Genomic DNA, 22,416 nt, shown 5'->3' on the forward strand with positions numbered 1-22,416 from the left:
CCTCCCTGTCTATTCAATGTCAAACCGGTACCCCACTCCATGAATTGTTTTGACATAGCGGGGAGTCTTCGGATCACTTTCGATTTTCTGCCTCAAATTCTTGATGTGGCTGTCAATGGTACGGTCATAGCCCTCAAACTCCTCCCCTAAAGCAACTGCAATCAGGTCCTCTCTGGTGAACACCTTATTGGGATGTCCGGCCAGGAGAACCAGCAGCTTATATTCATTGGGAGTCAGCCTGACCTCGCGTCCCGCCTTGCTGACATAACGGTTGCTATAATCTATGACCAGGTCACCATTACAGAAGGATTTTTTAGAAAACATCCCGGAGAGATCCTCCTCGGATCTTCTAAGCACGGCTTCAATCCTGGCATACAGCGTCTTAAAGCCGAAGGGCTTTGTAATATAATCATCCGCCCCCAGCCCAAGTCCCTGCAGCAGATCCTCTTCCTGGGATTTGGCGGTCAGCATGATAATAGGCACCCTGCTCTTCTTTCTCAGGGCACGGCATACTTCTTCCCCTGATATCTCCGGGAGCATCAGATCCAGCAGCACCAGCCCGATGCTCTCCTGCTCAAAGATATCCAGCGCAATTCTGCCGTTGGGAGCAGTAAGGACAGTAAAGCCCTTACTTTCCAGGAAGGACTTTACCACCTCCAGAATTTTTTCCTCATCCTCCACTACCAGTATCTTCTTCGCCATGTGATTCATAGACATCCCACTCCTGTTATTTGCTCCAATTCTGGAAAATCACCGTTGCCTCGGTCAAAAAATCCTTAGATATGGTTATTGTCTCTTCGCCGGTTTCTTTATATTCAGAGGTAATGGGCACCGGATTGCAGCCGCCTCTGGTGATCTCTACATCATCCATGCCAAACCGGTTTCCGCAGTTCTGGCATACCAGCCGGTTCCCATCCTGTTTATAATACCCCCTACCGGAGTTGTAACATACCTGGCAGGTATTAAATGCCGTTCGCACTGTACCATCGGAAGCTTTCACGGCAATTACCTCCAGTTCTGTGCCATTGATCTTAGCCGGATAGAAGGAGGCTGTTTCCGTCACATCCTTTACAGAAATAACAATATCGTCATCGATTACCGCAGAATTAGAGGCAGTCTTCCCTTTTTCGGGAGCATTGACGCTTCCCGTGCCCTCCTGCCAGCGAAGGAAAAGCATTATTGCCACAATTGCACCGGCTGCCAATATAATTAGTTTTCTCAGATCCATTCTATTCTTTTTCATAGTTATCTTTCCTTTCCATATTCTCCAATATCATCCACTACCGTAATTCTGCTTCGGATCATTCCCATCCAGCAGCTATAAGAAATCATCCCGCTTTCCTCCGGAGTAAATTCAATTACATTATCCCCCAGAGCAAGCTTTTTCCTCAGACCAAGTTTCGGAATAATAATGCTGTTATTGCATCCGTTGATATCTCCGCTCTCCGCCTGTATCACCCATCTTACCGGAATTCCCTTCTGCACTGCGATGGGCTCATACCTGCCGGAGGAAAGGCCTGTGGTCACAATCTGTATCCCGTCCTCCAGCTTTGCCACTCCCCCGGAACCGGCCTGTTCACCGCTGACCCCCGGCCCGGAGGGAAGTCTCAAGCCGGACAGGCTGGCGCCGCTGCTGAACATGGATATCCCCAGCACCACTACCAGAACCGCACTGATGGTCATTAACCTGCCGGAGAACTTTTTATTCATAAGGGAGCCCAGCGCTCCAAAGGCAAACATCAGAGGAAAGGTTCCTATGCTGAAGAGAAACATGGCCGCCGCTCCTTTGAGCGGACTCCCGGTCGACAAAGCATACAGCTGCATTGCCTGCAGCGGGCCGCAGGGCATAAGTCCATTTAAAATACCGATATACAGCGGACTGGAGCTTCCCCGTTTGGAATAGATCATTCGGGCAAAACTCTTTGGCATTCTTGGATTCAGCTTCTTCAGCCAGGGGAAAACATTCAGCATATTCAGTCCCATGATTACCATGAATATTCCTGCCGCCAGCTGCACGGCCCCCTGCAGGACTCCGGAAAAGCTTACCACCGAGCCTATCGCGCCGACGATTCCGCCCAGGGTCGTATAGGATATCACTCTTCCCAGATTATACAACAAACTGGGACGTATGGAAACCATAACTCCCCCCTTTTCCCGCATTGTTTTCCCTTGGGGAGCAGAGGTATCTTTTGTCACGCACTGGGTAAGACAGATGCCCCCGCACATGGCCACACAGTGCACCGAGGTCAGGATCCCGATAAGAAACAGCATCCCGTATCCCATCCCCTCCTTGGCGGTGGGAAAGGCCCGGAAGATATCCGCTATGCCAAAACGTTCCGCTATCATATACACGGCAAGTATAACAATCAGTACCGCCGCAATATCCGTATAATCGGTCTGTCCCTTGGAAGAAGCCGCTTTCCCTGCAGCGCCAATCTTCATCTGTTTGGAATTCTTTTTCAGGAAATAGCCTGCCTGTTCCAGGGTCTTTTCTATCACCTCCGGCGGGACAATACTCTCATCATAGGTAATGCTGACCGCAGATTTGGAATAGCTCGCTTTGATCCGGTGTATTCCGGGCACCTTACCCAGCTCCTGTTCAATGATGTTTTCACAATTGGCACAGGTCATGTTACTGATCATCAGCATTCTTGTAACAAGCTTTGAAGACATGGGTTTCTCCTTTTCTAAAGATTTTCGGCTGTTAAACCGCTTTCTGTAATTACTATAACAGCAAGTTGTGGAGATTTTATGGAGAACTTTCCTGGGAAGTAAAAAAACAATGAGTGGCACGTCTTGCGAACCGCTCTTATGTTCAACAAAAAAGCTGCCACAGATATTACGGCTCCTGATTCCACCGCATTATCCAAGACAGCTTTCCTTATATCGTATGTTATCTTATGTTATTTCTGAAATTTTACCAGATCCCCTGTGCCATCATGGCTGTGGCAACCTTCTCGAAGCCTGCAATATTGGCGCCTACTACATAATTACCGGCAGCATTGTACCTCTTGGCGGCATCATCCAGATTGCAGAAGATGTTAACCATGATATGCTTCAGTTTGGTATCTACTTCTTCAAAGGTCCAGCTCAGCCTCTCGCTGTTCTGGGTCATCTCCAGGGCGGAGGTAGCCACACCGCCTGCATTTGCCGCCTTACCGGGAGCAAATAATACCTTGTTCTCCTGAAGATATTCCGTAGCCTCCAGAGTGGTGGGCATATTGGCACCTTCCGCCACTGCGAAGCAGCCGTTTGCAACCAATACCTTAGCATCCTCCAGAAGAAGCTCATTCTGGGTTGCACAGGGAAGGGCAACATCACATTTTACCGTCCATACTCCCCGTCCCTCATGGTACTGGGAATTGGGCCTGTAATTCTTATATTCGGTTAATCTGGCTCTCTTAACCTCTTTAATTTCCTGCAAAGCAGCAACATCAATGCCCTCGGGATCATAGATCCATCCATTGGAATCACTGCAGGTCACACACTTAGCTCCCAGCTGATGCGCTTTCTGGATTGCATAGATCGCCACGTTGCCGGAACCGGATACCGCACATACCTTACCCTTGATATCCTGCCCATTGCACTTGAGCATCTCTTCCACCAGATACAGCAGACCGTAGCCGGTAGCTTCCTTCCTTGCCAGGGAACCGCCATAGGTCAGGCCCTTTCCGGTTAATACGCCCTCATAGGTGCCCTTGATCTTCTTAAACTGGCCGTACATATAACCGATCTCTCTTGCGCCTGTTCCGATATCCCCTGCCGGTACGTCCACATCCGCACCAATATACTTGTAAAGCTCCGTAATAAAGCTGGTACAAAAGGCCAATACTTCCCTGTCCGACTTACCCTTCGGATCAAAATCGGAACCGCCTTTCCCGCCGCCGATGGGCAGGCCGGTTAAAGAATTCTTGAAAATCTGCTCAAAGCCCAGGAATTTGATGATACCCAGGTTGACGGACGGATGCAGACGCAGGCCGCCCTTGTAAGGCCCGATTGCATTGTTAAACTGTACTCTATAACCGGTGTTTACCTGAACCTTGCCGCTGTCATCCACCCAAGGCACCCGGAATTTAATCTGACGGTCCGGCTCAACCAGCCGCTCTAAGAGCGCTTCTCTTCTAAAGGTCTCTTCATTTGCTTCCACTACTGCCCGTAAAGATTCCAATACTTCCTTTACTGCTTGATGGAATTCCGGCTCCGCAGGATTTTTCTTAACCACTAATTCAATTACTTCATCAACATATCCCATATTTAATCTCCTTTGATTAAAATAGTATCTCACTTGTCTTTTAAAATACACAAAAAAGGCGCACTTAAAAAACAAATGCGCCTTTGTATTTGTCTTTTCTATTATAAATGCTTCTCCGCTTTAATGCAATAGACTTTTTTATGAAAATTTTGCATAGTATCTATATCCTGAGGTTATATTCCGGTTTTATTCCTTAAAAAATGATATTCATTTTCAGACTAGTATGCTATAATTCTTCATGATAAGAAGGACTTTGATAAAGGAGATTTACAGCTATGGCTTTTGATGGCGTTGTTATCGCTAATGTAATAGATGAATTAAGAAAAACTCTGTTGGGCGGCAGGATCAGTAAAATCGCCCAGCCGGAGAAGGATGAATTAATCCTCACGGTTAAGGGGCAGGAACGTGGCCAGTACCGTCTTCTGCTTTCTGCGGGGGCAGGCCTTCCCCTGATCTATCTGTCCGGTGTCAATAAACCCAGCCCCATGACGGCACCCAACTTCTGCATGCTGCTTCGCAAGCATCTGAACGGCGCTAAGATTCTGGACATCTCCCAGCCTGGGCTGGAACGTATCGTGAATTTCAAGCTGGAGCATCTCAATGAAATGGGGGATCTGCGGATTAAGCATCTGATCATTGAATTAATGGGTAAGCACAGCAATATTATTTTCTGCGATGAGAACATGGTGATCATTGACAGCATTAAGAGAATTAATCAGTTTGTAAGCTCTGTAAGGGAGGTTTTACCCGGCAGGGATTACTTTATTCCTGTCACAACCGCAAAGCTGGATCCCCTTACGGTGGATTATGAGACCTTCCTGAGCGCTCTCACAGTCAAATCCCTTCCGGTTGCCAAGGCAATCTACGGCAATCTCACCGGTATCAGCCCTTTGCTGGCCAATGAAATCTGCTGCCGTTCCTCCATTGATGCCGGGGATTACACCGAGACTCTGACGGAGGTCACAGGACTGCATCTGTATCATAATTTTACCCGTATGATGGAGACGGTAAAAGCCGGGGAATTTACACCAAACATTGTATCCAAAGATAATATCCCCGTGGAATTCTCCAGTGTGGCGCTTACCTGCTATGCCAATCATGAGGTTCAGCATTATGAAAGCATCTCCGCTCTGCTGGAGGTCTTTTATGCCTCGAAGGATTCCGCGGCCCGCATCCGTCAGAAATCCGCCGACCTGCGCAAGATTGTCTCCAACGCCCTGGACCGTGCCGGCAAGAAATATGATTTACAGTATAAGCAGCTCCAGGACACGGAAAAACGGGAAAAGTTCCGCATCTATGGTGAGTTGATCACCACTTACGGTTATGGGCTGAAACCGGGTGCCAATCTGCTTAATGCATTGAATTATTATAGCAATGAAAACATCAGCATTCCCCTGGACCCTACTCTTACCCCTCTGGAGAACGCAAAGCAGTATTTTGAAAAATATAATAAGATGAAGCGGACCTATGATGCCCTTACTATCCAGTTATCGGAGACACAGGATGAATTATCCCACCTGGAGTCCATACAGACGGCACTGGATATTGCCACGGAGGAAGCCGATCTGACCGCTTTAAAGCAGGAGCTCACCGAGTACGGATATATCCGCCGGCGTTTTACCAGCGGCTCAAAAAACCAGGAAAGAACTGCTTCTCTGGCAAAGAAGGAGAAAAAGGCTTCCCGCGGAAAGAGCAACAGCAAGAGCAAGCCTCTTCACTACATTTCCTCCGACGGTTATCATATGTATGTCGGCAAAAACAACTACCAGAATGACGAACTGACCTTCCAGTTCGCGGACGGCGGGGACTGGTGGTTCCATGCCAAGAAACAGGCCGGTTCCCATGTTATCGTGAAGTCTTCCGGAAACGAGCTGCCCGACCGTACCTTTGAAGAAGCGGCAAGGCTTGCAGCATATTATTCCAGTGCGAGGGATGCGGACAAGGCTGAGATTGATTACACCCAGAAGAAGAATGTTAAGAAGCCCAGCGGCGGAAAGCCCGGCTTTGTTGTATATTACACCAACTATTCCATGGTATCACCCACGGATATTACGGGCATTACCCAGGCAGATTAGTTCCTTGACCGACCGGCCTAAATGCAAGCATATTTACTTGAGACTTTATTTCCATACTAATAAAAGGAGTTGACAAGATGATCATCACTGACTGCCACGTACATTCCGATTTTTCCGGTGATTCTCAGACACCCATGGAACAGACAATCGAACGTGCCATTGAATTGGGTTTAAAAAAGATTTGTTTTACCGATCACATGGATTATGACTACCCCCATCTGGAGGACATCTGCTTCGTATTTGATCCGGAGGAATACATCTCCCGGCTGGAAAGGCTAAAGGAACGGTACGGAAAACAGATCCGGATACTGACCGGCATTGAGCTTGGCTTGCAGCCTCAGATAGGAGCGGAGCTGGACGCTTTGATGGGAAGCTATCATTTTGATTTTGTTATTGGCTCCACTCATGTAATAGACTATATGGATCCTTATTATCCCCGGTTCTGGGAACACCGGACAAAGGAGGAGGGGCTTCTGGCTTATTTCCGTTCCATCTCTCAGAACTGCAGACTGTTCCGGAAGCATTTTAATATTTATGGACATCTGGATTATATTATACGCTATGTTCCCACCGCCGACGGCAAGAAGGCGGACTATTCCTATGCGGACTATGCCGATATCCTGGATGAAGCCCTGAGGACGATTATTGACTGCGGCAGGGGAATTGAGGTAAATACCTCCGGTCTGAAGTATGGTACCGGCTATACCCATCCCAAGGCCGAGATACTGAAGCGATACCGTGAATTAGGCGGAGAACTGATCACCATTGGTTCCGATGCTCACAAACCGGAGCATCTGGCTTATGATTTCCATCTAATTCCCGATCTGCTGAAGGGGCTGGGTTATCGGTATTATGCCGTCTTTGAACAGGGCCGGCCGGTCTACGAGAAGCTCTAGCCGGACCGCCTGCCGGCCATGGGCAGAATCGTGCCGCCTCCTACCACATAATCTCCCTGGTAGAAGACAACGGCCTGTCCCGGCGTGATTGCCCTCTGGGGCTCTTCAAAAATACAGAGCACCTCATCCGGAGCCGTCTTCCTGATCACACAGCGGGCTCCCTTATGGCTGTAACGGATCTTCGCCTCTACCTCCAGCTCTCCTTCCAGGTCTTCGATGGACATGAAGTTCAGCCGGTTGGCATACAGCCTGTCCGAGAACACCTCATCGGAACCTCCCAGTACCACCTCATTGGTCTCGGGACACAGCTCCACGACAAACACAGGCTGTCCCATAGCAATTCCAAGGCCCTTGCGCTGACCGACGGTATAGTGGATCAGTCCCTTATGCCTTCCCAGAATCTCTCCCGCCGTATTTACATAGTTGCCGGGCTCCATACCGGTGCAGACTTCGGAAGCCGCCGCCTGATCCTGGACAGCTGCTCCCTGATTCTTCTCTTCCAGATAACCGGCTATAAAACCGGCATAATCCTTATCCGGTACAAAGCATATCTCCTGGCTGTCCGGCTTGTTCGCCACCGGAAGCTTCTGCTCCAGCGCAATCCGGCGAATCTCGTCCTTGGCATAGGCTCCTACCGGCATCAGGGTATGGGAGAGCTGATGCTGTGTCAGATTGTACAGGGCATAGGTCTGATCCTTTGCCTGGGTTACCGATTTCTTAATGGTATATCTGTCATTCGGCAGCCGTTCAATACTGGCATAATGCCCTGTGGCAATATAGGAGGCGCCGATATCCAGTGAACGCTTCAGCAGGGATTCCCACTTTACATAGCGGTTACAGGCAATACAGGGATTGGGAGTCTGTGCTCTCAGATACTCTCCGACAAAATAATCGATTACCTTATCCTTAAACTCCTGCTTAAAATTCATCACATAATAGGGAATATCCAGCACGGAAGCCACCCGTCTCGCATCCTCCACCGCGCTGAGCCCGCAGCAGCCGCCGTTCTCTTCCAGGGTGCAGATATCTTCATCCTGCCAGATCTGCATCGTCACCCCGATTACCTCATAGCCCTGCTCCTTTAAAAGATAGGCTGCCACGGAGGAATCCACACCTCCGGACATTCCCACTACTACTTTTTCCATCGCTTCCTCCAACCAAAATACCAATTCCATGATGCCATGAAATTACTATTTAATATTCAATAACCTCTTCCTCTTCGCTGATATCCGACTTGGGTTTTTCCAGGCCTTCAATCTTAATTCCCTTCTTCTCCGCATAATCCCAGAGTGCGGCATGAATTGCCTCCTCCGCCAGCAAAGAGCAGTGAACCTTCACCGGAGGCAGACCGTCCAGAGCTTCCATTACCGCTTTATTGGTGATCTTCAGGGCATCCTCCACATTCTTGCCCTTCACAAGCTCGGTGGCCATGCTGCTGGTAGCAACCGCCGCACCGCAGCCAAAGGTCTTGAACTTCACATCATTGATAATACCCGCATCATCGATATCCAGGTAAATTCTCATAATGTCACCGCATTTTGCATTGCCTACGGTTCCGACGCCGCTGGCATTCTCTATCTCACCCACGTTTCTAGGGTTGGTAAAATGATCCATAACCTTCTCTGTATACATAATCTTTCCTCCAAACTATAATCATATGTTAAGTTATCCGCCTGTTTCCTTACATTTCATCCGGCCTTTATCCTGGCTTAAAATGCTGTCTCTTTCCTGTGTCTTCCTATCTTTTTCTCATAAAATCCTCATAGAGGGGAGACATCTTACGGAGCTTTTCCACGATTTCCTTAATCCGGTCAACGGTGTAGTGAATCTCTTCTTCCGTTATCTCATCATTCAGGGTCAGGCGGAGGGAACCGTGGGCGATCTCATGAGGCAGACCAATGGCCAGAAGCACATGGGAAGGATCCAGAGAGCCTGAGGTACAGGCAGAGCCGCTGGAGGCACAGATATTATTCATATCCAGCATAATCAGCAGGGATTCTCCCTCGATAAATTGAAAGCTGAAGTTCGCATTATTGGGTAATCTCCTATGTTTATCCCCATTGATGCGCACAAAAGGAATTTCCTCCATCACACGCTTCATCAGCAGATCCCGCAGAGCCAGCTCTTTCCTGGTACGTTCCTCCATGGTTGCCGCGGCAATTTCCACCGCTTTTCCAAAACCAACGATACCCGGAACATTTTCCGTTCCCGCACGCCTCTGCCTCTCCTGCGCACCGCCATGGATCAGGGAACGGATTTTCACACCCTTCCTGATATAGAGAAGCCCGATACCCTTGGGCCCGTTCAGCTTATGGGCGCTGGCGCTCAGCATGTCAATCCCCAGATCGTTTACATCGATCTCCACTTGTCCGAAGGCTTGTACCGCATCCGTATGGAACAATATATTATGCTTCTTTGCAATCGCTCCGATTTCCTTAATCGGTTGTATCGTGCCGATCTCATTATTGGCAAACATAACGGAAATCAATATTGTAGTCGGACGAATGGCTTTCTCCAGCTGATCCAGCTTGATGATTCCATTCTCATCCACATCCACATAAGTCACATCCACGCCATGCTTTTGAAGATACTCACAGGTGTGGATAATTGCATGGTGTTCTATTCTGGAAGTAATAATATGATTTCCTTTCGCAGCGTAAGCCTCCGCCGTCGCCTTTAGGGCCCAGTTGTCCGCTTCTGTTCCGCTGCCGGTAAAATAAATCTCGTTGATCTCAGCCCCTATTACCTTAGCAATCGCAGACCTGGCTTCGTCAACTGCTTTCTTATTCTGGGTAGCAAATTCGTACACGCTGGACGGATTTCCATATAATTCGGTGAAATAAGGAAGCATTGCCTCCACTACTTCGGGTCTTGTCTTGGTTGTCGCCGCATTATCAAGGTATATCTTTCTCTCCATGTTGTCATCTCCTAAAATAAAAATTATTTACCACATGTCTGTTTCGCTTTGGTATCCATGGCTCCTGTCCCGCACTGTACTTTCCTGCTCTCTTCCACAAGCTCCGACAGCATGATAGAATCTACCGCGTCATTTATACTATTACTTATACGCTTCCAGACATATTTTGTTACACAGGAATCCGAGTGGCTGCAAGCACTCTCGCCATCCTTTATCTCAGAACAATCCACCGGACTCAAATCTCCCTCCAGCGCCCTCAGGATATCCCCTATGGACAATGTCTCCATCGGCACCGCCAGCATATAACCGCCCTGCGCCCCCCGGATGCTCTTCACAATTCCGGCCTTCTTCAGCTTGGCAATCAACTGTTCCAGATAATTCAGGGATACTCCCTGCTGCTCAGCAATCTGACTAAGCGCCACAGCTTCTTCATCCGCATGCACCGCAATATCCAGCACCGCTCTTAAACCGTATCTGCCCTTGGTAGAAAGCTTCATATCTCTCACCTTACCCATTCTCCGGTATCTTTCCTACCGGTATATGCCGGTTACAAAAGAAGATCTCTTCAATCGTAACAATTTATATCCTACCATTTTAATTCCTATTAAATTACTCGGTTATAAGCATAGCACTATCCTCATTCCTTGTCAATAAATTTTTATCAATTAAGGTTACAATGCAGAATGGTGTATTGTAACATATAAATTTTAGGTTAATCCTCTCACAGGCTGTCAATGTCCTAACATAAGTTCTTCCCATCTGCAATATACATAAATAGAGATCAATGGGCAATTCTGATCCTCTAAAAATCCCATCCGGAGGCCGCCATGAATCACACCCCCCTAACCGCCAGCGAATTACGGAAGATGAAAAGGAACACCCTGGTAAAAGGAACTCTGATTCTGACCGCCGCCGGTTTTGCCACCCGTTTTGCCGGCTTTTTTTACCGTATCTTTCTATCCAACTCAATGGGAGCCGAGCTCCTTGGCATCTACCAGCTGATCTTCCCCGTTTACACCATCTGCTATACCATATATGCCACCGGCATTCAGACCTCGATCTCCCGGCTGGTAGCCGCCGAGCTTGGCCGGAGGAATTCCAAAAATATATCTAAAATTCTTTGGACCGGGCTGATTCTGTCCATCTCCCTGGCAGTCATTTTGTCCATAACGGTCTATTTCCATGCAGATTTCATCGCCGGACGTTTCCTTATGGAAGCGCGAAGCACCGAAGCCCTTCGTATTCTCGCCGTGGTATTTCCCTTCTGCGGAGTAACCGCCTGCATCAACGGCTATTATTACGGATTAAAAAGGGCAGGGATTCCGGCCTCAACGCAACTGCTGGAACAGGTCGTCCGCATTGTAATTGTCTATCTTGTGGCACTGTATGCAGGAGGAGGAGAAGCTAAGGTCACACTGGGCCTGGCCGTCTTTGGCCTGGTCATCGGAGAAGTGGCCTCCAGTCTATACAATCTCTGCTCTTTACTATGGGGCCGTTCCCCCGGCGAGATACTGCCGGGCGGCCCTGATCCAAGAGCAAAAACGGACAGCCCCAGGCAGATTCTCAAAAGCCTCCTGAGCCTCAGCGTCCCGCTCTCCGCTAACCGCTTACTGCTCAGCATCCTTCACAGCATTGAGGCAATTCTGATTCCCGCCATGCTGCGCCGCTTCGGCCTCACCACCCAGGAAGCCATGACCACCTTCGGAATTCTCAACGGAATGTCCATTCCCTTTATTATGTTTCCTACGGCGCTGATCAATGCATTGGCCGTGCTGATTCTTCCTACCATATCGGAAGCCCAGGCGGTCAGCAACGACACACTGATCGGAAAGACCTCCGCTGTCGCAGTGAAATACAGCCTTATGATCGGCATCGTCAGCACCGGGCTTTTCCTGTTATTCGGAAAGGATCTGGGAAATACTATTTTTCATAATGAGCAGGCCGGCTCCTATCTGATGACCCTGGCCTGGCTATGCCCCCTGATCTACCTCACCACTACCCTCAGCAGCATCATTAATGGCCTGGGCAAGGCGCATATTACCTTTGCCAATTCCATCATCAGCTCCCTCTGCAAGATCCTGCTGGTGGCCTTTCTGATTCCCTCCCGCGGAATCAAGGGCTATCTCATTGCGCTGCTGATCGGTCAGCTAATCGTAACCGGCCTGGACGCTTTCGCCGTTATGCGAAATGTCCGTTTTTCTATGAACGGGGTGGATTCCATCGTTAAGCCGGCAGTCATCATTGCCCTGGCCGGTTTCCTGCTGAAGAGAAGCTACGAATACATAAAAAAAATGACGCATATAAACGAAGTTCTCTTACTGCTGAGCTTCTGTTTTATAGTATGCGTCATTTGCATCGCTCTGTTATACATTACAAAGGCAATTTCCCGAAAAGATTTTCAATAAAGCATGCGAGATTCGCCCCAGCTGCAGCCATCCGTCACGTGGAGGAATAGACCATGAAATTATTCTTGCCCTGCTCCTTTACCTTGTATAAGGCCTGATCAGCCCGCTCCATCAGCTGTTCATAATTCATTCCCGCTTCCGGATAGACTGCCACGCCAATGCTTCCGGATATGGGAATACTGTGGCTGCCGCTGGTATATGTGGTATCCAGGATACTGTTCAGCTTCCTGGCCTTAGCCAGAACTTCATCAATATTGGTGATATCCCCGGTGAATACAACAAATTCGTCCCCGCCGATTCTCCCGATGATCTCACCTTCCGAGAAGATTTCTTTGATTCTTCCGATCACGTAAATTAAAACCTTGTCACCCAGAATATGCCCGTAGGTATCATTCACACTCTTAAAATCATCAAAATCCACCAGCATCAGAACATGCCGGTCCGAACTGCTTCCCGCGATGAATTTATCGATCTTCTTTATGGTGACTTCCTTATTATATACTCCCGTCAGCGGATCTCTGGTGGCCTTATATTCCATGGCCTCCAGTTCCTTCTTCTGGGCATCGATATTCGCCATTCTTCCGATAACACGAATCGGCTTCTTATCGTCGTCATAGATGGTCTTGCCCATCACCTGACACCAGATGAAAGCCCCCATCTTATCCCGTATCCGAAACTCTGTCTCAATAATATTATTACCGGCAGCCAGCTCCTCGCAAAACTCCAGGTAAACACCCCAATCATCCGGATGAATAAATTCTCCGCATTTCAAACAATTACCATAAAAACGGGCAATCGAAGGCTGAATACCGAAAAGCTCACGGAAACGCTCGGACAGCTGCATCTCGTCGCTTTTGATAAGGTATTCAAACAGAACATTCTTCGAAAGCTCGGCAGCAATGCGGTAACGTTCCCCTTCCAGCAAAATCTGCTCCTGCATCCTCTTCTGCTCTGTAATGTCCAGGAAAACCACAGATAGAGTATGTTTACCGTCCCTGCCCACAGCACAATTTCCATTCATCATCAGATACAAAACCTTGCCGTCCTTCGCAACCATACGGACATCACAGCGAATCAAATCCTGGTCAAGCTGCTTCTTAATATTCTCCAGAACACAAATATCCCTGGGATCAATAAAATCAAGCAGGCTTACCTTCTTCTCTTCCCTGGCCACATTCTTCTCGTAGCCCAATAATTCGTAAAACCCGTTACTTGCGTACAGTATCTTTCCATTATCCTCCAGATTAAAATGCACCAGTCCGGCCCGGATACTGTTCGTAATTCTTCTAAGCTCTACCGCCGCTTTCGTAACCTTCTTTTCATTCTCCAACCGTAAAAGCAATACCGCAACAACCCCAATGATGCAGATGCAGGCAACAGCTATCATCAAGACCAGAAAAATCGCAGGCTTGCTTCGCAGAGCACTCATCAGTCCCATATATGCTACTCTCCCAACTTGTATCAGGCCCCGGTTTATGGTCAGAAGCATCTTCTTCTGAATAAGGGCCCATTGCCTTACCTATGATTGTATAACAATTGTAACTGCTCGTCAATGCTTTACCATGGGAAAAAGCGCATCAAGCACCCGCTTTTACAGCAGATGCCTGGATTAATAATTCTTTACAAATCGTAAGGTGTAACCTGGTAAACATAATAATTCAGCCAATTCGTATACATCGCATTGGCATGCGCCCTCCACACAAGGTTCGGTCTGACCTCCGGGCGGTCCTCAGGATAATAGTTCTTGGGCAGCGCAATTTCCAGCCCTTTTGCCACATCCCTCTTATATTCATTATCCAGGGAGATTCGGTCATATTCAGGATGTCCCATGACAAAGATCTGCTTTCCTTCTTCGGCAATTACGATAAATACCCCTGCCTCCTCCGATTCTGCCAGTATGGTCAGCTCCTTCCGGCTGAGGATATCCTCCCTGGTTACCGTTGTATACCGGGAATGAGGCGCATAGAATATATCGTCAAAGCCCCGGACAAAGGGAATCTTTCTCTCCCGCACCCGGTGTTCAAAGATGCCGAACATCTTCTTATCCAAGGTCCTCTTCTGTATCCCATAATGGTAATACAGACCGGCCTGCGCTCCCCAGCAGATATGCAGGGTCGAGGTAACATTGGTTTTGGACCACTCCATGATACGGACCAGCTCATCCCAATAGGTTACTTCTTCAAATTCCATCAGCTCCACCGGTGCGCCGGTGATAATCAGACCGTCAAATCTACGGCTTTTGATATCATCAAAGGTAAGATAAAACTGATCCAGGTGGCTGGTCGGTGTATGGGTTCCCACATAGGTTCCTGTGGTCAGGAAGGTAACATCCACTTGAATCGGCGTATTCGATAAGCTGCGCAGCAATTGAACCTCTGTATCCTCCTTGACCGGCATCAGATTCAATATGGCAATCTTCAGCGGCCTGATATCCTGGTGCATCGCGCGGGTTTCATCCATCATAAAGATATTCTCATCTTCGAGAATCTTCTTTGCCGGTAAATCACTTTGTACTTTTATGGGCATAATTCATCACCATTTCTATAGATTTATTGTAGTCTAAGACACGAATACAGCAGTTAATAGAGCTTATCTTAACACAAATTCCATCATTAATCAAGAAGCCGACTATTCTTTCCGCTTCTATCAACGGCCAGCAGCTATTCTGCCTGCTATGAGAGCAATCAGCTATTCTTCCGGCTGCGGACTGCTGTCAAGCATTGTAAGGACATCCTCTTCCGATAACACCGTCACGCCCAGCTCCCGGGCCTTAGTCAGCTTACTTCCTGCGTTCTCTCCCGCTATCAGATAGCCGGTCTTTTTGGATACGCTTCCGGATACCTTGCCGCCATGCTTCTTCACCAGCTCCTCCATCTCGGTGCGTCCCATAGAAGGCAGAGTTCCTGTAATAACGAAAGTCATTCCCGCAAAGCTTTGATTCTCACTGCTTTCCTCCGTCAATGAGGTAAAATTCATTCCCGCCTTCTCCAGGCGGTCCAGTATCCTCCGGTTCTCCTCCTGCTGAAAGAATTCTGTAATGGACCGGGCTGTGATATCACCCACATCATCGACGGCAACCAGTTCCTCATAGGAAGCGCTCATCAACTCATGAAGGGAACGGAAGCGCTTCTTCAGCTGAGCTCCTGCCTGCCTTCCTATATTTTTAATTCCAAGTCCCGTAATCAAACGGTCGATGTCGTTCTCTTTGCTGTCTTCAATGGCTTTCAGCAGTTTATCCGTATTCTTCTCTTTTCCGATCAGGCCCTTTTCAATCAGTTCCTCACGGTAATTCTTCAGATCATAGATATCCGCCACGTCCTTCAAATACCCCTCCTGGATCAAAACCTCAATATAAGCCTCACCGAAGCCTTTGATATCCATGGCGTTGCGGCCCACAAAATTAATGATATGCTGGCTGAGCTGGGCCGGGCAGTTGATATTGGTGCATTTGGTATCCGCCGTATTGGCATCCCGAACCGTAGGAGCACCGCAGCTGGGGCAGGTGTCAGAGATACGGAAGGGTATGGTGCCTTCCGGACGTTTTTCTTTGTTTACCGAAAGAACCTCCGGTATAATCTCTCCCGCTTTTCTGACTAAAATCGTATCCCCAACCCTCACATCCAGTTCATCAATGCGATCCTGATTGTGAAGGGTTGCCCTTTCCACATTGGTTCCGCAGAGGCGAATCGGCTCAAAAATGGCCGTAGGCGTAATTCTCCCTGTGCGCCCCACTGTGAGGCGTATCTCCTTGACCACACTTTCCTTTGCCTCCGGCGGGTATTTATAGGCAATGGCCCAGCGGGGCACCTTAGAGGTTGCACCCAGCTGCTCCCGTATTGCCAGGCTGTCCACCTTGACTACCGCACCGTCAATATCATATGCCAGGCTGCCTCTGGATTCTCCTATCTCCTGAATCGCTTCCCATACCTCATCCGCCGTACTGCAGAGCCGGTATCCTTCCACCACCTTAATTCCCTGCTTCTTCAGCCATTCCAGGCCTTCCGAATGCGTCTTGAACTCGATCCCCCTGGCCTCCTGAATATTAAATACAAAAAGAGACAGCTTACGCTCCCTTACGATCTCCGGATCTAATTGACGAAGGCTGCCCGCAGAGCAATTGCGCGGATTGGCAAAGGGCTTCTTCCCTGCCGCCTCCAGCCGCTCATTTACCTCTTCAAAATCCGCCAGCCTCATATGCACCTCACCGCGGATCTCGATATAAGGAACCGGCTCCTTCAACCGGGTAACCACATCCCGGATCATTTTCACATTTTCCGTCACATCTTCTCCCTGGATAATACCGTCTCCCCGGGTCACACCCATGGTCAGAATCCCGTCCGTGTATCGAAGGGCTATGGACAAGCCGTCAATTTTCTTCTCCACCACAAAGACCGGGTCACCATACTCCTTCCGTACCTTCTCCACAAAGCTGTATACTTCCTCCCGCTCAAATGCATCCTGGAGGCTAAGCATGGGAACATTATGCTTTACAAGGACTCCGGCTTCCCGCTTTGCGCTCCCCCCCACCTTCCGGGTAGGAGAATCCGCATCTGCGTACTCCGGATGCTCTTCCTCCAGCTTGCGCAATCGCAGGGACAGTTGATCATATTCATAATCGGAAATTTCCGGGTCATCCTGATTATAATACCGGTCATTATGATATTGTATCTGTCTTCTTAATTCCTCGATCTCTTTCCTGATATTCATAATCGCTCCATACTCCTCTCACGCCCTGTGCCGGCTCCCGCTGTCACGAAGCAGACGGTTCAGCTCTTCTATCTCCTTCTCTGTTACATTGCGGTAATCCCCCGTCTTCAGCCTTCCCAGCAGGATATTCATAATCCGTATGCGCCTCAGATAGACCACCCGGTACCCCAGGTATTCGCACATACGGCGAATCTGCCGGTTCAACCCCTGTGTCAGGATGATGCTGAAGGTATATTTATCAATCTGCTTCACCTTGCAGGGCTTCGTAACAGTGTCCAGAATTGGCACTCCCTCTCCCATCTTCTTAATAAAATCTGCCGTAATCTCCTTATTGACCGAGACAATATACTCTTTCTCGTGATTATTCTCGGCACGCAGAATCCTATTCACAATGTTACCGTCATTGGTCAGAAGAATCAATCCTTCGGAATCCTTGTCCAGCCTTCCGATGGGGTAAATCCTCATATTATAGCCTATATAATCAATAATATTATCCGGTTCGTCATGATCCGTGGTGCATACAATCCCTGCCGGCTTATGAAAGGCAATCAGCACCAGCTTCTTTTCCTGCTGCACCGGTTTACCGCAGAAGGTAACCGCGTTATCCCTGGTCACCTTAGAGCCCATCTGCGCAGGAACACCATCGATCATTACCTTTCCTTCCCCAATATACCGGTCTGCTTCCCTTCTGGAGCAAACCCCCGCCTCGCTGAGAAATTTATTTATTCTGACCTCTTCCTTCTCTTCTTCCTGAGCAGTCAGCCGTTTTGTTCTCTTTGCCATACCCTGTCCTTCCCTTTTCCTTTCTCTCTTAAAAGAAGGATGACAAGCTTCTTCCCGGCACAACCGGTAAAACGCTACCATCCTTCTCAATAATAGAGTATAACTATCTAAAAAGCAATAACCTTTAAAGATAATTCTTCATTACCTCTATATTACGTTCTTCTTTTTTTACAAACTCTTCTGCTATCTTGGTGCAGGAACCATCCGCATCCTTATTCGCATGAAGCAGCCTGGTCATCTGGGTCACTCCCATGGTACTGCCCTGGATTACCATCTGGGCAATATGGCTGTCCGAGGAATTAATAAGCATGTTCATCTTTACATTACCCGTCATGACCGCTTTATTGTACCGTGAAACATCCTTCGCCTTGGCTCCGCTCATGCGCAGCTGGCGCCTTGTCTTATATGCGATCTCCTGATAATCCTTCAACTGCCTGTGCAGGTCATTACTAAGCTGCTGATCCTTCACCTTATCCAGTACGGTTTCAATGGCCGTGATCCCCATGGAGGCATTCTGATAGGTCTTCTCCAGCAAATCCAGATCTACATTTTCAATCATACACAACACTCCTTATACTAATCAAGCATATCCGCTTTCCCATTAAGCCCGTGCCGGAATTCATTCCAGCCCGGCTCCGCTATTGATAGTATAAGTTATCAGAAGTAGTTTTATACTTCTGATAAAAGGCGCTGCTTTTGCGGATCATTATTCAGCAGAAGTCTCTTCCTCGCCGCTGACGTCTTTGCCCGTCATAGCATCAATTTTCTCCCAGAAATTGCTCAGATCCTGGTCCTTTGCTTTAGCCTGTGTGCTCTTCTCATCCGTCATGGCAACAAGGGCAATCACATCCTCATCTCCGTCTCTCTCGTCATAGTATGCCCTTATTTCATAATCCATATCTCCGGAAAAAATCTTAAGCTTACCCTCTCCGTCCGTTATTACATAGAACTTGGCAAGTCCCGGAGCAGGCGTATTAATGCTGGTGAATTTAATCTCATGATATACATAAACGATATAGGTTCCGTCTATCATACCCTTCTTCGTATAGGTCTTGACGTTGCGGTAGTCCTCGATATATTCCGTCTTAGTCTGAAGCAGCTCCTCCGTGCATACCATCTCCGGATCACTCAAAATTTCCTTCATGGCATCAATATCACAATTTTCCTTGGCATCATAATAAGAATCAAAAAGAGTATCAATAACCGGATACGTTCCGGCCTGCTCTATGGGATATACCGGTATTGGAGTGGGAGAGGGAATCGGCGTGGGTGTAGATGTCGCTTCCAGCAGAGATGCTGCAAGAGCAGTATTCGCTGCCTTCGGCAGCTGTTGTGTACTCACATCTCCTTCCGCATCCGGAAGAACCTCTGCGCTGATTGCCGTTCTTGCCTCCCTTTCCTCAGCCCTGGGCCGATCCTGACTGACGGATAAGGTAAGAATTCCAATTCCCATCGTGCTCATTGTAGTTAATAACATTATCTTTTTATATTTAAGCTTCATTATAGTCTCCTTACACTGCTTCCCTGAAAATTGTCCCCGGTAAAATGCTGCTCTATGTAATATTTCTATGTTCACTGCTCCTATTTTACCAAAAAGAAAAGAAAAAATCAACCTATATATTTCATTTTTTCGTAACAGGATTTAATATCTTTGTAATATTTATGATATTTTAATCCATTTACTGGGTCTCGCTGACAAAAATGTGGTCCGTAAAAAATATGGATGCTGTATTCTGTCAAATAAGCTCGAAAGCCCTGTAACCCGGCCATATGAGGTTCTGTTCTCCAAAACGCCCAATAGGAAAAGTGAAATACTCATAAAGATTTTTAAACTACAGGTGAAGAAAAATATCTCTATTACCTTGAGGCCTGTTTTGTCCTCAATTGAAATCCAGATGAAATTTATCAAGAAAATAGTGAATCTTACTTTACTTTGCTTTTTAGATAGTATATAATAGCATAGTCTGAGGCAGCCGGAGAATTATTCTTGCCGGACATAAGCACCTGTAGCTCAGTGGATAGAGCGTTCGCCTCCGGAGCGAAAGGCCGCTGGTTCGAATCCAGTCAGGTGCATTATAATTTTTGCCGAAAGAAGCCGATTGTATAAAGCAATCGGCTTCTTTGCCTTTACATAAAATCATCTATATAGAGTCGCACTTTTTTGCATGTATTACCTGTTTTAGGGAATAGTACAGTTATTACTAAAAACTCTAAGGAGGCATTCTATGGAGACAGGCAAATCAAATCAAAAGTATCTTGGACTCGACGCCGACAGAGTCAGCCATGACAGCGGTTATCTCACCACCAACCAGGGGGTTGGCATACACAACACCGATGACTCCCTCAAGGCCGGACGGCGCGGTCCTACCCTGATGGAGGATTTCATCTTCCGGGAAAAGCTCACCCATTTCGACCACGAACGTATACCGGAGCGCATTGTCCATGCGCGAGGTTCCGGAGCACATGGGTATTTTCAGGTATATGAGAGTCTTTCCCACCTGACCAGAGCACATTTTCTCAGCGATCCCAATTTGATCACACCGGTTTTTGTACGCTTCTCCACAGTAGCCGGCTTCCGCGGTTCCCCGGATACGGTGAGGGATATACGCGGATTTGCAGTAAAATTCTACACACAGGAAGGAAACTATGACCTTGTAGGCAATAACATCCCGGTTTTCTTTGTTCAAGATGCCATCAAGTTCCCCGACGTCATCCATGCCGTAAAGCCGGAGCCTGACAACGAGATGCCTCAGGCGGCCTCCGCTCACGATACTTTTTGGGATTTTGTTGTGAATACACCGGAAACCATGCACACCGTCATGTGGCTCATGTCCCCCCGCGCAGTTCCTAAGAGCTACCGCATGATGGACGGCTTTGGCATTCATACCTTTCGTCTCGTCAATGAGCAGGGTCAGTTCAAATTCGTAAAATTCCATTGGAAGCCCCTTCTGGGAGTTCATTCCCTGGTGTGGGATGAAGCCCAGAAGATAGCCGGCAAAGACCCTGATTTCAATCGCAGGGATCTTTGGGATAATATTCACAACGGCAATCCCGCGGAATTTGAGCTGGCGATTCAAATCCTGGATCCTGAGGACGAATTCAAGTTCGATTTTGATATTCTGGACTGCACCAAGCTTTGGCCCGAGGAACTGATTCCCTTGCAGAGAATCGGCAAAATGACGCTGAACCAGAATGTCACTAACTTTTTTGCCGAGACGGAACAGGTGGCATTTTGTCCTGCCAACGTGGTGCCGGGCATTGATTTTACCAATGACCCCATGCTGCAGGGCAGACTGTTTTCTTATCTCGATACCCAGCTTTCCCGTCTGGGAGGCCCCAATTTTCATCAGCTTCCCATCAACCGTCCCCTTGTAAAGATTAACAATAATCAGCGGGACGGCATGCACCGCATGACCATTGATGAGGGGCAGACCGCTTACTCCCCCAATGCCCTGAATAACGGCCAGCCTCACGCTGCCGGGGAGGGGGAAAGCCATTTCCGGCATTATCAGGAGAAGGTGGACGGGCATATTATACGGGAGCGCAGCAAGAGCTTCCGGGATCATTATACTCAGCCCGCCATGTTTTGGAACAGTATGTCCCATTGGGAAAAGGCGCACATAATTGATGCCTTCCGCTTCGAGCTGGGGAAATGTAAAAACAAGAATACCCGCCAGAGGCTTGTGGATATGCTGGGCAACGTAGACCCCGAACTGGCCGGGAAGGTGGCCCTGGGTCTGGGCACTGCTCCTCCCTCTAATGCATCAAAGCCTACCGAATTTTCTTCTCCCGCCCTCAGCATAGCCAATACCCCCAACAGCCCTAAAACGAAAAAGGTGGCTGTGCTGATCGGCAACAGCTTTGATAAGGCGCAGTTTGACACAATTACTCTGGCGCTTACCGCAGCAGGTGCCTGTTTTGATGTGGTATCCCAGGCTCTGGGATCAGTTTTGGCGCAGGATAGCAATACGGTTGAATGCAATCAGACTTATGCCACCACAGCCGCGGTATTATATGATGCGCTTTACATCCCCGGAGGTCCCCACATAGAAGCCCTCAAAAATCTGCCGGATGTACAAAGCTTTCTCTATGATACCTATAAGCACTATAAAACCATTGGCTTAAGCGGAGAAGCGGAGGCTCTATTGATCCTGCTGGGCGATGTACAAAACACGGAACCGGGCATCGTCTGCCAGCAGAATACGAATATGGAAGACTATACCGGTAATTTCATGGAAGCATTTACGAAGGGACGGCATTTCGAGAGAATTACTGCGTATTAATTAATAACTCAAACTTCGCACTTGAATAAGTGCCTATGCACCTTGAAAATTCAATAATAACTGGCATAAAAATAGCATGAAACCGTCTGGTTTTGGTA

18 protein-coding genes and 1 tRNA gene are annotated in these 22,416 nt (G+C 48.1%); 5 read left to right on the forward strand and 14 right to left on the reverse strand.

What is annotated here, in order from left to right; genetic code table 11:
* Positions 1-9: 9 nt before the first annotated feature.
* The 4 genes from HNQ56_RS09460 to gdhA all read right to left on the reverse strand — a co-directional run bounded on the left by HNQ56_RS09460 (position 10) and on the right by gdhA (position 4,252).
* Complete coding sequence (locus HNQ56_RS09460; RefSeq protein ID WP_429144960.1) at positions 10-711, reverse strand: response regulator transcription factor; 702 nt, start codon at positions 709-711, stop codon at positions 10-12.
* 16 nt (positions 712-727) lie between these two features.
* Positions 728-1,243, reverse strand: coding sequence for a Fe-S-containing protein (locus tag HNQ56_RS09465; RefSeq protein WP_429144962.1), 516 nt, complete (start codon positions 1,241-1,243; stop codon positions 728-730).
* Between the two features lie 2 nt (positions 1,244-1,245).
* The gene (locus tag HNQ56_RS09470; RefSeq protein ID WP_429144964.1) at positions 1,246-2,673 is read right to left on the reverse strand and encodes an urease accessory protein UreH domain-containing protein; all 1,428 of its coding nucleotides are present in this window, start codon (positions 2,671-2,673) and stop codon (positions 1,246-1,248) included.
* A 244-nt stretch (positions 2,674-2,917) separates the two neighbouring features.
* The gene (gdhA, locus tag HNQ56_RS09475) at positions 2,918-4,252 is read right to left on the reverse strand and encodes an NADP-specific glutamate dehydrogenase (RefSeq protein ID WP_429144966.1); all 1,335 of its coding nucleotides are present in this window, start codon (positions 4,250-4,252) and stop codon (positions 2,918-2,920) included.
* Between the two features lie 275 nt (positions 4,253-4,527).
* On the opposite strand from gdhA, the gene HNQ56_RS09480 reads away from it, so the two are divergent.
* Together HNQ56_RS09480 and HNQ56_RS09485 are read left to right on the forward strand one after the other, a co-directional pair.
* Positions 4,528-6,327 carry an Rqc2 family fibronectin-binding protein gene (locus tag HNQ56_RS09480; protein WP_429144968.1) on the forward strand — a complete coding sequence of 600 codons (1,800 nt, stop codon included), beginning with the start codon at positions 4,528-4,530 and terminating at the stop codon, positions 6,325-6,327.
* A gap of 77 nt (positions 6,328-6,404) precedes the next feature.
* Positions 6,405-7,223: a histidinol-phosphatase HisJ family protein gene (locus HNQ56_RS09485; RefSeq protein WP_429144970.1), complete on the forward strand. Its 819-nt coding sequence runs from the start codon at positions 6,405-6,407 to the stop codon at positions 7,221-7,223.
* Here the strand turns inward: HNQ56_RS09485 and mnmA are convergent.
* From mnmA to HNQ56_RS09505, 4 genes are all read right to left on the reverse strand, one after another.
* Positions 7,220-8,368: a tRNA 2-thiouridine(34) synthase MnmA gene (gene mnmA, locus HNQ56_RS09490; RefSeq protein ID WP_429144972.1), complete on the reverse strand. Its 1,149-nt coding sequence runs from the start codon at positions 8,366-8,368 to the stop codon at positions 7,220-7,222. The two genes, HNQ56_RS09485 and mnmA, sit on opposite strands and share 4 nt — an antisense overlap.
* Positions 8,369-8,417: 49 nt before the next feature.
* Positions 8,418-8,855 carry a Fe-S cluster assembly scaffold protein NifU gene (nifU, locus tag HNQ56_RS09495; protein WP_429144974.1) on the reverse strand — a complete coding sequence of 146 codons (438 nt, stop codon included), beginning with the start codon at positions 8,853-8,855 and terminating at the stop codon, positions 8,418-8,420.
* A 106-nt stretch (positions 8,856-8,961) separates the two neighbouring features.
* Entirely contained in the window at positions 8,962-10,140 is a 1,179-nt protein-coding gene (gene nifS, locus HNQ56_RS09500) for a cysteine desulfurase NifS (protein ID WP_429144976.1), read from the reverse strand.
* A gap of 23 nt (positions 10,141-10,163) precedes the next feature.
* A complete protein-coding gene (locus HNQ56_RS09505) occupies positions 10,164-10,637 on the reverse strand; it encodes an RrF2 family transcriptional regulator (protein WP_429145006.1) in 474 nt (157 codons plus the stop codon).
* A 330-nt stretch (positions 10,638-10,967) separates the two neighbouring features.
* On the opposite strand from HNQ56_RS09505, the gene HNQ56_RS09510 reads away from it, so the two are divergent.
* Entirely contained in the window at positions 10,968-12,545 is a 1,578-nt protein-coding gene (locus HNQ56_RS09510) for a putative polysaccharide biosynthesis protein (RefSeq protein WP_429144978.1), read from the forward strand.
* Between the two features lie 34 nt (positions 12,546-12,579).
* Here HNQ56_RS09510 and HNQ56_RS09515 read toward each other — a convergent pair whose 3' ends face one another.
* The 6 genes from HNQ56_RS09515 to HNQ56_RS09540 all read right to left on the reverse strand — a co-directional run bounded on the left by HNQ56_RS09515 (position 12,580) and on the right by HNQ56_RS09540 (position 19,536).
* Positions 12,580-13,983, reverse strand: coding sequence for a sensor domain-containing diguanylate cyclase (locus HNQ56_RS09515; RefSeq protein WP_429144980.1), 1,404 nt, complete (start codon positions 13,981-13,983; stop codon positions 12,580-12,582).
* A 182-nt stretch (positions 13,984-14,165) separates the two neighbouring features.
* The gene (metA, locus tag HNQ56_RS09520) at positions 14,166-15,071 is read right to left on the reverse strand and encodes a homoserine O-acetyltransferase MetA (RefSeq protein ID WP_429144982.1); all 906 of its coding nucleotides are present in this window, start codon (positions 15,069-15,071) and stop codon (positions 14,166-14,168) included.
* A gap of 162 nt (positions 15,072-15,233) precedes the next feature.
* Positions 15,234-17,252 carry an NAD-dependent DNA ligase LigA gene (gene ligA / locus HNQ56_RS09525; RefSeq protein WP_429144984.1) on the reverse strand — a complete coding sequence of 673 codons (2,019 nt, stop codon included), beginning with the start codon at positions 17,250-17,252 and terminating at the stop codon, positions 15,234-15,236.
* An 18-nt stretch (positions 17,253-17,270) separates the two neighbouring features.
* Complete coding sequence (locus HNQ56_RS09530; RefSeq protein WP_429144986.1) at positions 17,271-18,035, reverse strand: pseudouridine synthase; 765 nt, start codon at positions 18,033-18,035, stop codon at positions 17,271-17,273.
* A 124-nt stretch (positions 18,036-18,159) separates the two neighbouring features.
* Positions 18,160-18,594: a hypothetical protein gene (locus HNQ56_RS09535; protein WP_429144988.1), complete on the reverse strand. Its 435-nt coding sequence runs from the start codon at positions 18,592-18,594 to the stop codon at positions 18,160-18,162.
* Between the two features lie 147 nt (positions 18,595-18,741).
* On the reverse strand, positions 18,742-19,536 hold the full coding sequence (locus HNQ56_RS09540; protein WP_429144990.1) for a nuclear transport factor 2 family protein: 795 nt from the start codon (positions 19,534-19,536) through the stop codon (positions 18,742-18,744).
* A 499-nt stretch (positions 19,537-20,035) separates the two neighbouring features.
* Between HNQ56_RS09540 and HNQ56_RS09545 the strand changes: the two genes are divergently transcribed.
* Together HNQ56_RS09545 and HNQ56_RS09550 are read left to right on the forward strand one after the other, a co-directional pair.
* Positions 20,036-20,108 (forward strand) — tRNA-Arg (locus HNQ56_RS09545).
* A gap of 152 nt (positions 20,109-20,260) precedes the next feature.
* Positions 20,261-22,318 (forward strand): catalase, encoded by a 2,058-nt coding sequence (locus HNQ56_RS09550; RefSeq protein WP_429144991.1) that lies wholly within the window; start codon positions 20,261-20,263, stop codon positions 22,316-22,318.
* The last annotated feature ends 98 nt before the right edge of the window (positions 22,319-22,416 follow it).

This window comes from Anaerotaenia torta, from assembly GCF_050433395.1.
Classification (GTDB): Bacteria; Bacillota; Clostridia; order Lachnospirales; family Lachnospiraceae; genus Mobilitalea; species Mobilitalea torta.